The organism is Actinomyces sp. zg-332 (assembly GCF_011751945.2).
GTDB lineage: Bacteria > Actinomycetota > Actinomycetes > Actinomycetales > Actinomycetaceae > ZJ293.
Map to the genome: position 1 here is coordinate 1,174,480 of NZ_CP064951.1, position 14,801 is coordinate 1,189,280.

Genomic DNA, 14,801 nt, shown 5'->3' on the forward strand with positions numbered 1-14,801 from the left:
CCCCATTGCACTAGGTGTGCGTGAAATTCCGGAAAAAAATATTTACAACTCCTTCGTTACAAATTTATCTTCTCCATAATTATTTCACGTACACGGCTAGCGTCTGCTTGTCCCTTTGTTGCTTTCATAATTGGACCCATTAATGCACCAATTGCTTGCATTTTTCCGGCCTTTAGACTTTCAACAACATCAGGATTACTATTTAGAGCCTCATCTACAGCTTTTTCTAAAGCACCATCATCTGAGACGATTTCGAGCCCTTTATCTTTTACAATCTGAGCTGGTTGACCTTCACCTTGTATTACACTATCTAATACAGAACGAGCGATTTTATCATTAATTTTCTTTTCATCTATTAATGACTGTAGTTCGCAAATTTGTTCAGGTGTAACTTTTACTTCTTCTAGAGATATTTCTTGTACTCTAGCAATACGAGATATTTCACCCATCCACCATTTACGAGCAGATTGTGGTGAAGTACCAGCCTTTATAGTAGCTTCTATTAGATCCAATGCACCAGCGTTGATAACGTCTCTCATTTCAACGTCACTAATGCCCCACTGAGCAATCAAACGCTTGCGACGAACAGCAGGCATTTCTGGCATGGAAGAGCGAATCTGTTCTATCCACTCCTTTGAAGGACATACTGGCACCAAATCTGGTTCAGGGAAATAACGATAATCTTCAGCATCACTCTTTTCACGACCTGAAGAAGTTGAGCTTGTATCTTCGTGCCAGTGACGAGTTTCTTGTATTACTGTCTCGCCTTCAAGCAAAACTGTGGCTTGACGACGCATCTCATATCGCACAGCTTTATCTATAGCTCTAAAAGAGTTGACATTTTTTGTTTCAGTACGTGTGCCAAACTTATCTTCTGGAGTTTTCCTCAAAGAAACGTTTATATCAGCACGCACATTTCCACGTTCCATACGAGCTTCAGATACTTCTAAGGCACGGAAAATATCGCGCAAAGTCTGTACGTAAGCAGCAGCTACTTCAGGAGCTCTATCACCACAGCCAGTAATTGGACGTGTAACTATTTCAACTAGTGGAACACCAGCACGGTTATAGTCAACTAGAGAATATTCAGCACCTTGGATACGACCAGCAGCACCACCAACGTGAGTGTTCTTACCAGCGTCCTCTTCCATATGAGCACGTTCAATATCTACTCTAAAAACAGCTCCATCTTCAAGTTCAACATCTAGATAGCCATCATAAGCTATAGGTTCATCAAACTGTGATGTTTGAAAGTTTTTCGGAATATCTGGGTAGAAGTAGTTTTTACGAGCAAATCGGCATGAAGAAGCTATCGAACAGTTTAAAGCCAAACCAATTTTGATTGCATATTCAACTGCTTTTTTGTTAACAACTGGCAAAGTTCCTGGTAAACCTAGAGAAACTGGTGTAACCATGGTGTTTGGTTCTTCACCGAATACGTTAGGAGCATGGTCGAACATTTTGGTTTTGGTACCTAGTTCAACGTGTACTTCAATACCTAAAACTGGGTCAAACTCAGCAGCAGCTTTTTCGTAAGATACAAGTTTAGACATTATTCACCCTCCAAAACTGGTGCTTGCTCTAAAATATTTCCGCCCCATATTGGGTTCAAAATCTTTTCAATCTCATTTGCTACAGCATACATACGAGCATCTTTGTGAGCTGGAGCTAGAACTTGCAAACCTACAGGCAGTCCTTGAGACAATCCTGCTGGAATCGAAATACCTGGAATACCTGCTAAGTTAGCTGGAATTGTAGCTATATCATTCAAATACATAGCCAATGGGTCATTCATCTTGTCACCAAATTTGAAAGCTACAACTGGTGATGTTGGAGACAAAAGAACATCTACCTCTTTATAAGCTGCTTCAAAATCTCGTTGAATCAATGTTCTAACTCTTTGAGCACTCATGTAATAGTCATCAACATGTCCAGATGATAAAGCGTAAGTTCCCAATATAATTCTACGTTTTACTTCGTCACCAAAAGCTTCACCACGTGTAGTAGCCATCATAGTTTCAGCTGTAACTGGTCCTTCTTTAGGAAGAATGCGAGCACCATAGTGAACGCCATCAAAACGAGCCAAATTGGACGAAACTTCAGCTGGCATAATGAGATAGTAAGCTGATAATGCATATTCAAAAGAAGGACATGATACTTCAATAATATTTGCTCCACGTTCTTTCAAAATATCAAGAATATTATCGAAAGTATCCCTAACACCTTTGTCATATCCTTCACCAGAAAGTTCTTTTACGATACCTATACGCATCTTTGACAAGTCTGTGTTTTCTTCTAATGCACGAACAACATCGTATGCATCTTCTTGTAAAGAAGTTGAATCGTACTCATCATATCCTCCAATTATAGACTGCAACATTGCAGCATCTTGAACAGTACGAGCAACTGGACCGATTTGATCCAATGAGGACGCCATAGCAACTAGACCATAACGAGATATCCTACCGTAAGTTGGTTTAGCCCCAACAGTACCTGTTACAGCTCCCGGTTGACGTATAGAACCACCAGTATCCGAACCTAGAGCTAAAGGCACCATATAAGCAGCAACAGCAGCAGCAGAGCCACCACCAGAGCCACCAGGAATACGGTCTAAATCCCAAGGGTTACAAGTACGCTGGAAAGCTGAATGTTCAGTTGATGAGCCCATCGCGAATTCGTCCATATTTGTTTTACCGATTATTGGCATCATTTCTTTTTTAATTTTAGAAATAACTGTTGCATCGTATGGAGATACCCAATTTTCAAGCATTTTTGAAGCACAAGTAGTTTTCATACCATTTACACAAATATTGTCTTTAATAGCTACTGGAACACCAGCAAAAGCAGGTAGCTCTTCACCTCTTGCACGTTTTTCGTCTACTAGACGAGCTGTATGCATAGCTCCTTGTTCATCAACTAACAAAAAGGCTTGAACTTTACCGTCAACTTCAGCAATACGGTCTAAACATGCCTGAGTTAGTTCAACAGAAGTTAGTTCACCTGCTATGAGCTTTTGACTCATCTCATAAGCAGAAAGTTTAAGAATATCTTTCATTACTCTTCTCCCAGAATTTGAGGAACTAGAAAACGTCCGTTTTCGCTTTCCGGAGCACATGCTAAAACGCTTTCACGGTCAATACATTCTTTTACTTCATCTTCACGCATCACATTAGTCAAAGGTATAGGATGAGAAGTAGCTGGTACATCACTAGTTGCTATTTCTGAAACACGGTCTATAGCATTAGCAATAACGTCGAATTCACCAGTCATACGCTCAATTTCTTCATCAGTTAAAGCCAAACGGGCCAGCCCAGCTATACGGGCCACTTCTTCTTTTGGAATAGTATGCATGGATGATCATATCCTTATGTAGTACATTTATTTAGTTCGCATAAAATATACGTAAGGTATAGTGTACCAAATTTTCCACTATTTCTGATAGGTTTAAAGTGGATAATATCACTACTAAACATTTCAAATAGTAATTTTTTATCAATTCTTATTTTTCACGAAATAATTAATCAAACATTATGCCTATGTAATCATACCGTAGCACTTTTGCATTATAAAAAAGGTTTCAAAAAAGTTTGATAATCGCTACTATAGTATTATGAGGTTTACTATAAAAAGTCTGAATCAAAAAACAATAAAAAATAAAATCGTGAAAATACTTAAAATGACAACAGTTATTTTCATGTCTATACAAGCAACAACTATTTTCTTTGTAATGTTTTACGACTTTTTACGTAAAAGGAAAATACGCTCTAAAAATTTTATTTTTCCATCTTTAACACCTCAAAGTATCAATATCAAAGACTCTCAAATACGTACTTATACAGAAGGAAAATCCTTATATAAGGAAATGCTCGAAGATATTTCTAATGCCAAAGAAACAATAATGTTCGAAACCTATATTTGGAAAGACGATATAGTTGGTAGAGAATTTAAAAGAGAACTTATAAAAGCTGCAAGAAGAGGCATAAAAGTATATGTAGTTTTTGATGGATTTGGTAACTTTATTGTTCCTAGAATTTTTAAACGTTTCCCTAAAATACCCAATTTACACGTTTTAGAATTTCCATTTTTCAGACATGGCTTGTTGACTTTAAACCCTAGAAAAACAGGAAGAGATCACCGTAAAATTCTAGTAGTTGACAGTGAGATTGCTTATATTGGTGGATATAATATTGGTGCTTTATATCGAGATAAATGGCGTGATACTCACATAAGAATAAAAGGTTCAACAGTTTGGGAATTAGAAAATGCATTCATAAATTTCTGGAATACTTTTTCTAAAAAAAATTCGCATAAAATTCCTGATCTTGGAGCTAAAGAATGGGACTCCAATATTCGTGTAGCTGTAAATAATCCTAATCGCCTATTGTTTCCCGTAAGAGGACTATATATTGACGCTTTCGATAGAGCCACTAAGAATATATGGATAACTCAAGCATATTTTGTTCCAGACAAAGAAATAACCGAAGGGCTTATAAAAGCTGCTCGAAGAGGAGTAGATGTAAAGATACTGATGCCTGAAAAGTCTAATCACATAGTTGCTGACTGGGTTGCTAGTTCTTATTTTGATACACTTTTAAACGCAGGTGTAGAGATTTGGCTATATAAAAACACCATGATTCACGCGAAAACTTGTACAGTTGATGGAAGATGGTCAACTGTTGGAACAGCCAATATCGATAGACTCTCACTAATGGGCAATTTTGAAATAAATGTTCAAATTTGGTCTAAGCGTTTCGCTAACTGTATGCAAAATATATTCATAAAAGATCTTACTAACTGTAGAAGACTTACTTTAGAGGAAAGAAACAACGTTAGAATTATGGAACGTATTACTGAAAAAATTCTACGTCCACTAGGTTTTATAATATAAAACGTTATTTGCTTTGTAATACTACTTTTTACCTGTCTATTTTGAACATAAGTATGTTACTAATTTTTATTTTTCATACAAATATCTCTAGTTGTATTTTCCTCAAGCTATATAAAATAAAGAAAACAAACTCACTATTTTATAAAGACATAGTTCAGTTCAGGTAAAAAGCACCATTTACTTACTGTATGAACAAAATCCAATGTTTTATACTCGTTTTCTATATGTACACTATATAATGAAATAATATAACTCATACATCATAAAAGAATGAAAATAAAGTAAGCTAAGATATATTCCCTATCCATACTGTCTAAAACACTACTAGTTATCAAAACACTACGAAATGAATTATTTCCTAAGCACTTCACAAACTTTTTATCTCACTTATAACTTGCAAATCACCCTCAAGTAACTTCACTAAGAATTCTTCATCATATACAGGGATAGAATATTTCATAGCGTCTTTTAGCTTAGATCCAGCTTTTTCGCCAGCTATGACAAAAGAAGTATTTTTTGAAACCGATCCAGCAGATTTAGCTCCACGCAAAACTAGTTGCTCTTTGACATCATCTCTGTTGAATTTAGTTAACTTTCCAGTGATTACAATATTATATCCCTGTAAATATTGCTCATACTCTTTTGTATCTTCAATCTCGTTTTTAAAAGTAACGCCTTCTTTTCTCCAAGTATCAATAATTTCGTTATGCCAAGCACTATCTTGTCCATCAAACCAATTACGAATAGAATATGCAATTACGTCACCAATGCTATCCAAACTAGCTATTTCTTCAATACTAGCCTGTTTTATAGCCTCTATTGTATTGAAATGTGTAGCAAGCTCCCTAGCGGCTTTAGGTCCAACGTGTCTTATAGAAAAAGCAACCAAATAACGCCAAAGTGACCTAGAAGTTTTTATTTCTTCTAGCTTATTTAGTAGCAACGCTAAATTTTTACCAGGCACACTAGGTTTTGTTTTCGTTGGCTTTGTCCAAAAATATGGAACAGCTTCCCAATGAGTTTTACCTGTTTTCTTATTAGTAACTTGTCTCCAAACATAAACCTTTTCTAATTTCTCAGCATTCAAGCTAAAAAGTTGCGATTCACTAGTAACAACAGGAGTTTGCTTCGGTATAACGTCACATTCCTCATCGAGTGAATCAAATATACTTAAACTTTCTTCCTGCTCAAAAGCTTTACTTTGTATTGAAGTTCCATCAAAAAGCTTTATTTTCATACCTTGCTTGTAATCTGATATTACTTGTTCACGCATTTTATCAGGTTGAGTCAAAGCCAAAGCGGCCTCAGCACCAAGACCATCAATATCTAAAGATTTCCTAGAAGCAATATAAGAAATTCTTTCAGTTAACTGATCAGGACAACTACGCGTGTTTGGACACCTCAAATCAACATCAGTTTCCTTAGATGGAGCTAAAAGGTGACCACAAGACGGGCAGTTTTTAGGCATTTCAAAAGCGTATTCACAGCCACTTCTTTTAGACTCTACAGCGTGCAAAACCTCAGGAATTATATCCCCAGCTTTTCGTATCCTTATAATATCGCCTATAAGAATTCCTTTACGCTTTACTTCGTCCATGTTATGCAAAGTAGCACGTTCCACTAGCGAGCCATCAACCAAGACTTTTTCCATCAAAGCAAAAGGAGTCACACGTCCAGTCCTACCAACTTGAACTTGTATATCCAAAAGTTTTGTTTCTACTTCAACTGGAGGAAATTTATATGCAACAGCCCACCTAGGAGATTTAATCGTATATCCTAATTGATTTTGTTTATCTAAGTTATTTATTTTGAATACTATTCCATCTATACCATGCTCTATTTCAAAACGCTTATTCTCGTATTTTTCTATGTATTGTATGCGCTCTTGCCTACCTTTTAGTACCTTAGTATGAGGTGATACTTCTAGTCCCCAACTTGATAACAACTCGAAGCAAGCTGATAAAGTTTGAGGGTCTTCGTGTGCACTATTCCAAATAGTAGAGCCAATACCATGAGCGATGAAAGACAAAGGACGTAAAGCTGTGGCTTTAGAATTTTTTTGCCTAAGAGATCCTGCAGCTCCGTTTCTTGCGTTAGAAAATTGTTTCTTTGGATATAAATCGTACTCACTCAAGTTATAGTTATGTTTTGTTGCTTTATTCTCTTTAATGAGTTCCTTTATCTCTATTAGCTCATCATTTTTTTCTTTTATAAGTGCATTGAATTCTTCAAAATCTTTAGTTTTAAAGTAAACTTCACCACGTATTTCTATGAAATCTGGTATATTTTTACCCTTTAGAGTGTGAGGGATATCTTTTATAGTCAGCACGTTCGCAGTCACATCTTCACCTATAGCGCCATCACCACGAGTAACTCCTCTTACAAGCTTTCCATTCTCGTAGAGTAAGTTTAAAGCCAAACCATCTACTTTAACTTCAGCAGTTATTTCTATAGATTCATTTTCTAGTACTCTATTAGCCCAAGTATCTACTTCATCTATGCTAAAGACATCATCTAAGCTATACATCTTACTAGGATGTTCATACGGTTTGAAAACACTATTACTTACCTTGCTACCAATATTTCTAGTTGGTGAGTTATCAGGTATATATTCAGGATATTTTTTATCGAGCTCTTTTAAAAGTCTCGACTTTGAGTCATACTCTTCATCGGTTAAATGGCTCTCGTTCTCTTCACTATAGTATTGTGTTGATGCCCTATTGAGTTCTTCAACAAGTTGAACGATTAGTTCTTTAATCTGTAATTCATTTAAATTATCGATGTCATTTTCTAGCACATTTATTATTCTAATAGGATATTCGCATTTTATAAATTCTTTTTCCCAAAATGTGAATAAGTATCATTTATACACATTTTTAAAAATACTAGTAACCAATTTATCCTAATGTATTACCTTTTAAAAATGGAATGTGAAGCATATATACACGATTGTCTTACAAGTAGTTATATCATCTACTTGTTAAACGGTGAAAATAAAGGAATTTTAATACCTGTATACGAACTAAACTTAGCCAACTCTAAAAACGAAATAAATAAGATACTAAGCAAAAACGAGCACTTGAATGAAAAAATTTTTAATACTACGAATGTCCTTTTCATTATGGATATAAAAACATCAAAATTATATGTTCTAGACTCGAATTTGAACACTTGCTCTTACCCGATATACAGAAAAATAAGCGTATATTTTACTTTCTTTAAAGTGGGAAATAACTTTTATAGGCTATATAAAAAGAGGAAAAGCATACTTTCCATAAATACAACTAAGATGTTTAAAAAACACATTTTTATACAAAGAATTTTGAGTTTGATTCCATTAGTATTTTCTTCAATACTAATTGCAATATTCTACTCAAATAGCTTTTACCGTTTACTCTTTACTATCCCTATGTTTATAAGCATATTGTTATCTATCACTTATGGTACTTTTACACGTATAAATCCTATAGAGATATACTTAAGTTTTCTGTACAAGCTTTTGAATAAACGTACAGAATACATTCAGCAAGAGTCATATCACTTTAGGTATAAAGTTTCAAAAGTACTTGCTAAAAATAAAACATACATTTTTAGACCTAATGAACATGTGCTGTTTAAAGGCAAATATGCAAAAGAATACTTATACTATATATCTTTACAAGCAAAGAGTTTTTACAATCTAAATTATCGCTTAGATAATAATAAAGTAGTCTTTTATCACGGTATAAATGAAAAAGATAATAAAAATACTTTAAAAATGGTTGCTACCACTTCTATCCATGATAATTCGAACTTCTACCCTAGTAAAATTATTGATTGTAAATATCCCATAAAGCTCTATAATTCTAGTTGGGGTAAGTTTTTGTTCGAAAATGGTATAGAAACTCCTTTGAAAAGTGAGAATCTCCCTAAAATAGCAAAGATAGAAAACTACTTAAAAACAGATGAAAAAACTATATTTACAAATTGGATAACACATAAAAAAGATTTTAAAATCCCTGCTTATATTTATGAAGATAATGTAAAAAACATATTACTCAACAATACTTCTCCTCACTGTTTAATTAGTGGTAATACAGGTAGTGGCAAAAGTGAAAGTTTAGTAACAATTATTCTATCTATAGCAATAAATTATTCACCCCAATATGTAAAATTACTCCTGATAGATTATAAAGGTGGACTAAGCTTTAACTGTGTAAAAACTCTCCCACATATAGATGGTATTTATACTGATTTAGATCAAAGTATAACTTTACGAGCAATAAAATCTTTAAAATCTGAAATTCAAAAACGTGAAAAATTATTGTTGATAAAAAATGCAAAAGATATTGATGAATATAACGCTAACAGTAATTTTGTTTTACCTAGGTTGCTTATAATAATTGATGAATTTTTATCGTTATCCAATGAAAAATATGAAGTAATAGATTCGCTTATAAATTTAGTTACAAAAGGTAGAGCTTTAGGAATACATCTGATACTGGCAACACAAAACTCAGCAAATACCATACCTAATACAATAAAAAGCAATATTGACTTACAAATATATATGCAAAAGAACGAGTATGAAACAAATAGTTACTTAACTTCTTTTGAGGAAAAGATTCCCGGTAGAGCCTTAGTAAATAAAAATATAGTGCAATTCCTATGGGCTGGTAAAAGTGAAGAAAAATTCGTTCAAAACACTTTGCAAACACTGGTACAAATATACGAAAAATTCAAAGAAACTAACCCATATACTGGCTATTCACCAATTATCATAGACAGTTTACCTGAAAAGATTTATATAACCACTAACAATATTTTATATACGGATGCGAAAAAAATCATAAAAGGAGGAAATAAACTCTATACCCACACTATATGTGATTTTTCAAAGGAAATAACTCTAGGTGAAAAAGTAACCGTAGGTGAAGAAATAACTCTAGGTATGGCTGAAAGCCATGAATATAATAAGCAATATATTTATACAATAAGCAAAGGGTCACACAACTTTCAAATACCCAATTACTCAATCTTCGAGTATATTCAAACAATAATTTTCAACCTAGCAAAAACAAATTTAACGCTAGTTATAACTAGTAACGATAAACTATATGAGAATAGGCTAAAAAGCTATAACACTAATATTGCTTATATTACATATAAAAACCCAAATCACATTTTATCAGTACTAAGTAAGTACTTATCTACAAATATAAAAATAAATTTGTTGGTAGAAGATTGGGAATATTTTATTGAACAAACAACTCAAACTAATATCAAAGTACAACATGATATAACAACACAACTTTTCAATAAGGCAAAAACTTCTAAGATGTTGCTCATAATTTTTTCTCATAAGCCCATAAAAGATTGTCAATTTCATTACCATTTTGACGTAGATACTCACGACATATTTTTATGGAAAAACAATATCGCTAACGATAAAAATAAGCATAAAAATACCCTAGGACGAATTTTTACTTACGACAATAGAAAAACAGTAGAAATACAACTACCTGTATTATCAGGAAGAATAGGAGAAATAGAGAATACGCTAAAAATTACTAATAAAAATACATATAAATACATATTTCCACTACCCAAACTTTTCATCTATAACTATGAAAACTACTGCATAGAAACTAAAGAAAGGTGTGATAAATCTTTAGAAGAAACATTTATTTTAGGCTTGGAAGAAGCAACTTTAAAAGAAGTAAAGTTGAAATACGAGAATAACTATATAGTTTTTACAGATAGTGACTACGAAAAATACCTATTCCTAAAAACACTTTTCAAATCCAACTCAAATGCAATAATTCCACAAAATATAAATAGCATTTTTGGTGTAAAAGAGTACTATTTTAAAGAGTCGCAAGAAACAGACATGAATTCAATAAATGAAGTTTTTTCTAATAAAATCTTTTTACTAAAAATCCGTACCCAAAGCTCCATAGTATTAAACGTCGATAACAGTTTTAGCATAGACTCTGTTTGTATGACAGCCGTTCTAAGTCATAAAATATCCATAATAGTTTTCGTGAATAAAAATAATTACGTCTTTACTCAAAGCTTGCTGTATAAAACTATTGATATATACACTTACAAAATACTTTTCACACCTGAAAGAAAAAATCTAGATTTGCTTGGTATTTCTAGGCAAACCGACAATATAATATTCGACGAAAACAGAAAAGGTATGGTGATACTAATGATGAATGAAAACGAGCATAAATGGATACAATTAGCACAGCTTTACTAGTGTATTTTATCTATTGACCCTCTACCCGTGCTAAGTACCTATACTCTTACGTATTTGCTCTAGTAAGTAATATATTTGTGGCAAAGTAAGCAAACGAACAAAATGCCTATGTATGTATGTTGGTAGGTTAGTCGGCTGGTTACTCGGTTGGTCGGACGGCTGGTTACTCGGTTGGTCGGTTGGCTGGTCGGTTGCTCAGTGGCTTGGGTGGTTAGCTAGTCAATTGGCTGGTCGGACGGCTGTTTGCTTGGTGGCTTGGGTGGTTAGCTAGTCAGTTAGTCGGCTCGTCGGTTGCTAGGTTGGTTACTCGATTGGACGACTGCTTACTCGGACGGCTGTTTGCTTGATGGCTTGGGTGGTTAGCTAGTCGATTGGCTGGACGGTTAGTTGGTTGGTCGGTTGGCTGGACGGTAGGTTGGCTGGTCGGTTGGCTGGACGGTTGGCTTAGGTGGTCAGCTAGTCGGTCACTTAGTCAGTTAGTTGGATGGACGGTAGGTTGGCTGGACGGCAAAGGTGAGTGAGTAGGTGAATAAAGGTAAGTAAATGAATGGATAAGTAGGTGAATAAGTGAATAAGTAAGTAAAACACATCTTTGCTAAGTAAATATTGTATCGCTAGTAAGTAAACGAGTAGATACACCTGTGGCATTTCTAACGAACAAATAGGCACACAAATATACTTCTAGTAACTTATAGAAAACAAATAAATAAGCATATCGCTACAAGTCCACAGCAAACAAGTAAGTAAATACGTCTACGGCAAGTAAACAAGTTATGCTAAACAAAAACACACTATTAGGGCATTGTCCTAATAGTACTTCAGCATAAACCTACTAAAGCAAACGCTACTTGGCTAAAATCTTAGCAACTTTCTCACTGAAGTCTGAGTAGAAAGACTCTAGATATACGCGGTTTAGATGGTTAGAATCATAGAAAACAGGTACTGTTCCAATGGATACTTTACATACCTTAGAATCACAGAAGTAATCACTAAAATCTAGTAAGTGAATATTTTTGTCAGAAACTTTCTTAGATGCTGCAACTATAGGATCTGAGCCCAAAACCTCAGAACGTGAAACAGCACAAGCGTTCGGATTATCCTTAGAATATTCCAGACAAGTGATAGGATCGTGAATCTTAGCCACATTAGGTGTATCAGCTATATTTATAAGTGTCGCACCATTTTTCACCCATGCATGCCAAAATACAGGCATTTTATCAACGTATTCTTCAAAAATACTATTATTACCTGTCGTAGAAATTACAGTATTGCGCGAGAAATTCGAATAGAAAATAATATCTGGTTTTTCTTTCAAAATATGTTCATGTATTTTCTTCGTATTTACGTTACACTCATCGTATTTTATAGCTTGCACATCAGCAACAGGACAAGCTCCTTGTAAAAACCAATGCATATCCCACTTATATTTTCTAGCTTCTTTTATAATTGGGTGCATCCACTGTTGCATATGAGAATCACCAATCAAGAACACTTTTTTAGTTTTTACAGATTTAGCTTTGGAGGAACTACTATCTGAATAATCACATTGCCCACTAACATTGGTGATAGTTTTATCTTTACTTTCACCAGGAACACAATCATCCGGTAACTTCCAATAAGCATTAGTATCCTCAGTCATGGCAACACTGTAGGCTGGAGCATCAACATTTTTACACTTAGGATTAGAAATTGCTTTAGCTCCAAAACAAGAATCTTTCCCAAGAGCTTGTATTTCTTTATCATGCTTTTGTATTTGTAACTGTCCATCTTTAATAACGCCATAGCCCGATAAAGCTATCACGCTCATAGCACAAAGCATTGATGTAAATGTAACCATAGAAGATTTATTTAAAAATACTGAACGAATTCCTTTATCTTCTATGAAAGTCTTAGATAAATATGAGAGTATGAACGTTATGCCTAAAATTACAAGCTTATTCTTATAATTTAGTGTTTGTTCAAAGGCATACGGAGCTAAAATAATCAAAGGCCAATGCCACAAATATAATGAATATGAGATATCACCAGTTAAACGTACAATAGATAAATTAGTTAGCTTATTTAAAATTGGAACTTCGCCAGCTATCCCTGCAGCAATAACTAAAGCAGTTCCAAGCACTGGTATTAAAGCTATGTATCCCGGAAATACACTATCTGGTTTGAACAAAACAGCACTTATTGCAATAGTAACCCAACCGGCAAGTGCAACTATAGTGTTAAAATAACTAACTTTTTTAAAGCTCGACGCCACAACAGCAAGCAGAGCACCAACACTAAATTCCCAAAAACGAACTGGTGTGAAAAAGTAAGACTGTGCCTGATAAGTAAAAGTGAAAAATACGCAATATATGAAAGAGATTATTCCAAAAATACTGATAAAGACAGGAAACAACAGCTTATTTTTAAACTTTACAGCCAAAAAATAGAAAAACATTAGTAAAAGAGGCCAAAGCATATAGAATTGTTCTTCGACTGAAAGCGACCAATAATGTTGAGCAATACTAGCACTTTGAGCACTTGCATGATAATCAACTGCTTTATAAGCTAAATACAAATTTTCAACATAAAAGGTAGAAGCTATAAGTTCTTTAATATTTTTAGCCCACTGGCTAAATGGCATAAGTAACCAAGCTGAAATCACAGATAAAGTAATCACGAAAAAAGCTACGGGAAGTAAGCGTCTAACACGTCTAGCATAGAACTGAATTAGCTTTACTTTGCCGTTATTTTTCTCTAGCTCTCGGTTTAAATGAGAAGTAATAAGAAAACCAGAGATTACGAAGAATACATCAACCCCAACATATCCTCCACCAAGATGCATTGGCCATAAGTGGTTTAATATTACTAATCCCACTGCTAATGCACGCAAAGCTTGAATGTCGCCACGAACTCGTCTACCTGAAGCATTTACCTTCACACTGTTGAATTTTTTAAACATACAATAACGCTCTTTAACTATGTGTATTATTCTATACAGTAATAACTACCAGCAATATCTGAACAGACTGAATTACACAAATCCAAAACACATAATACCAATATTGACGAAATAAGTAAAACACTGATTAGCATTCTAATAGTTGCCTAAGATAAATAAAGTTAATGTATAATGTTTATTGCATATTTGCCTTGTTAGCTCAGTGGATAGAGCGTTCGCCTCCGGAGCGAAAGGTCGCAGGTTCGAATCCTGTACAGGGCACATATTCTATCTCAGTTTTCCCTATCTCTATTCATGGCTGGTATAAACATTTAGGTATATAATTATTTAGCCATATATAAAGTTGTACTTACTCACTATTTACTGCTATCTACTGCTATCATTACTCAAATGCATGATTAAAAAGTTATAAACTTATGATAAAGAACTAATCCATGCGATTAAAACAAAACTATATTCTAAAGGGTTTTCATTACGCTCTAAGACACTAAAAACTTTTGTCTTTTATTATTTTCCCCATACATTTTGCTTTATCGTCTTTTCTCTATTTTTAGCATCTACATTTTATCTTTTAGGCACTTCTTACTTTCTTTCCTTAGTTTTGCCCCTTTACCAATTTACCCATTCACACACTCCCTTTTCATGCCATTTTACTACCCTTTAGCTATACATCACTCCACTTTTATGTTATTTAAGCCCTTTTTAACTCCCTACCACTCCCATTTTAGTTC

At 34.2% G+C, this 14,801-nt stretch carries 7 protein-coding genes and 1 tRNA gene; 3 read left to right on the forward strand and 5 right to left on the reverse strand.

The genetic code is table 11. The features are described from left to right. Positions 1–56: 56 nt before the first annotated feature. From gatB to gatC, 3 genes are read right to left on the reverse strand one after another with little or no spacing between them, the layout of a single operon-like run. Complete coding sequence (gene gatB, locus HCQ94_RS04825) at positions 57–1,553, reverse strand: Asp-tRNA(Asn)/Glu-tRNA(Gln) amidotransferase subunit GatB (RefSeq protein WP_166978808.1); 1,497 nt, start codon at positions 1,551–1,553, stop codon at positions 57–59. Then, positions 1,553–3,055, reverse strand: coding sequence for an Asp-tRNA(Asn)/Glu-tRNA(Gln) amidotransferase subunit GatA (gene gatA, locus HCQ94_RS04830; RefSeq protein ID WP_166982347.1), 1,503 nt, complete (start codon positions 3,053–3,055; stop codon positions 1,553–1,555). The genes gatB and gatA overlap by 1 nt, the downstream gene beginning before the upstream one ends. Next, entirely contained in the window at positions 3,055–3,351 is a 297-nt protein-coding gene (gene gatC, locus HCQ94_RS04835) for an Asp-tRNA(Asn)/Glu-tRNA(Gln) amidotransferase subunit GatC (RefSeq protein WP_166978812.1), read from the reverse strand. Before gatC ends, gatA begins: the two co-directional genes overlap by 1 nt. Positions 3,352–3,676: 325 nt before the next feature. On the opposite strand from gatC, the gene HCQ94_RS04840 reads away from it, so the two are divergent. Then, the gene (locus tag HCQ94_RS04840) at positions 3,677–4,888 is read left to right on the forward strand and encodes a phospholipase D-like domain-containing protein (RefSeq protein ID WP_166978814.1); all 1,212 of its coding nucleotides are present in this window, start codon (positions 3,677–3,679) and stop codon (positions 4,886–4,888) included. A 367-nt stretch (positions 4,889–5,255) separates the two neighbouring features. Here the strand turns inward: HCQ94_RS04840 and HCQ94_RS04845 are convergent, their stop codons facing one another. Then, positions 5,256–7,685, reverse strand: coding sequence for an NAD-dependent DNA ligase LigA (locus HCQ94_RS04845; protein ID WP_232525713.1), 2,430 nt, complete (start codon positions 7,683–7,685; stop codon positions 5,256–5,258). 702 nt (positions 7,686–8,387) lie between these two features. Here HCQ94_RS04845 and HCQ94_RS04850 point away from each other — a divergent pair. Continuing rightward, entirely contained in the window at positions 8,388–11,132 is a 2,745-nt protein-coding gene (locus tag HCQ94_RS04850) for an FtsK/SpoIIIE domain-containing protein (protein WP_166982349.1), read from the forward strand. A gap of 844 nt (positions 11,133–11,976) precedes the next feature. On the opposite strand, the gene HCQ94_RS04865 is transcribed toward HCQ94_RS04850, so the two are convergent. Further along, positions 11,977–14,070 carry an acyltransferase family protein gene (locus HCQ94_RS04865; protein WP_166982351.1) on the reverse strand — a complete coding sequence of 698 codons (2,094 nt, stop codon included), beginning with the start codon at positions 14,068–14,070 and terminating at the stop codon, positions 11,977–11,979. A gap of 188 nt (positions 14,071–14,258) precedes the next feature. Between HCQ94_RS04865 and HCQ94_RS04870 the strand changes: the two genes are divergently transcribed. After that, a tRNA-Arg gene (locus HCQ94_RS04870) sits at positions 14,259–14,331 on the forward strand. Positions 14,332–14,801: the final 470 nt, after the last annotated feature.

What these genes read in the sequence shown, in the direction of transcription:
- gatB (WP_166978808.1), bottom strand. Translation starts at nt 1,553, where the DNA reads ATGTCTAAACTTGTATCTTACGAAAAAGCTGCTGCTGAGTTTGACCCA.
- gatA (WP_166982347.1), bottom strand. Translation starts at nt 3,055, where the DNA reads ATGAAAGATATTCTTAAACTTTCTGCTTATGAGATGAGTCAAAAGCTC.
- gatC (WP_166978812.1), bottom strand. Translation starts at nt 3,351, where the DNA reads ATGCATACTATTCCAAAAGAAGAAGTGGCCCGTATAGCTGGGCTGGCC.
- HCQ94_RS04840 (WP_166978814.1), top strand. Translation starts at nt 3,677, where the DNA reads ATGACAACAGTTATTTTCATGTCTATACAAGCAACAACTATTTTCTTT.
- HCQ94_RS04865 (WP_166982351.1), bottom strand. Translation starts at nt 14,070, where the DNA reads ATGTTTAAAAAATTCAACAGTGTGAAGGTAAATGCTTCAGGTAGACGA.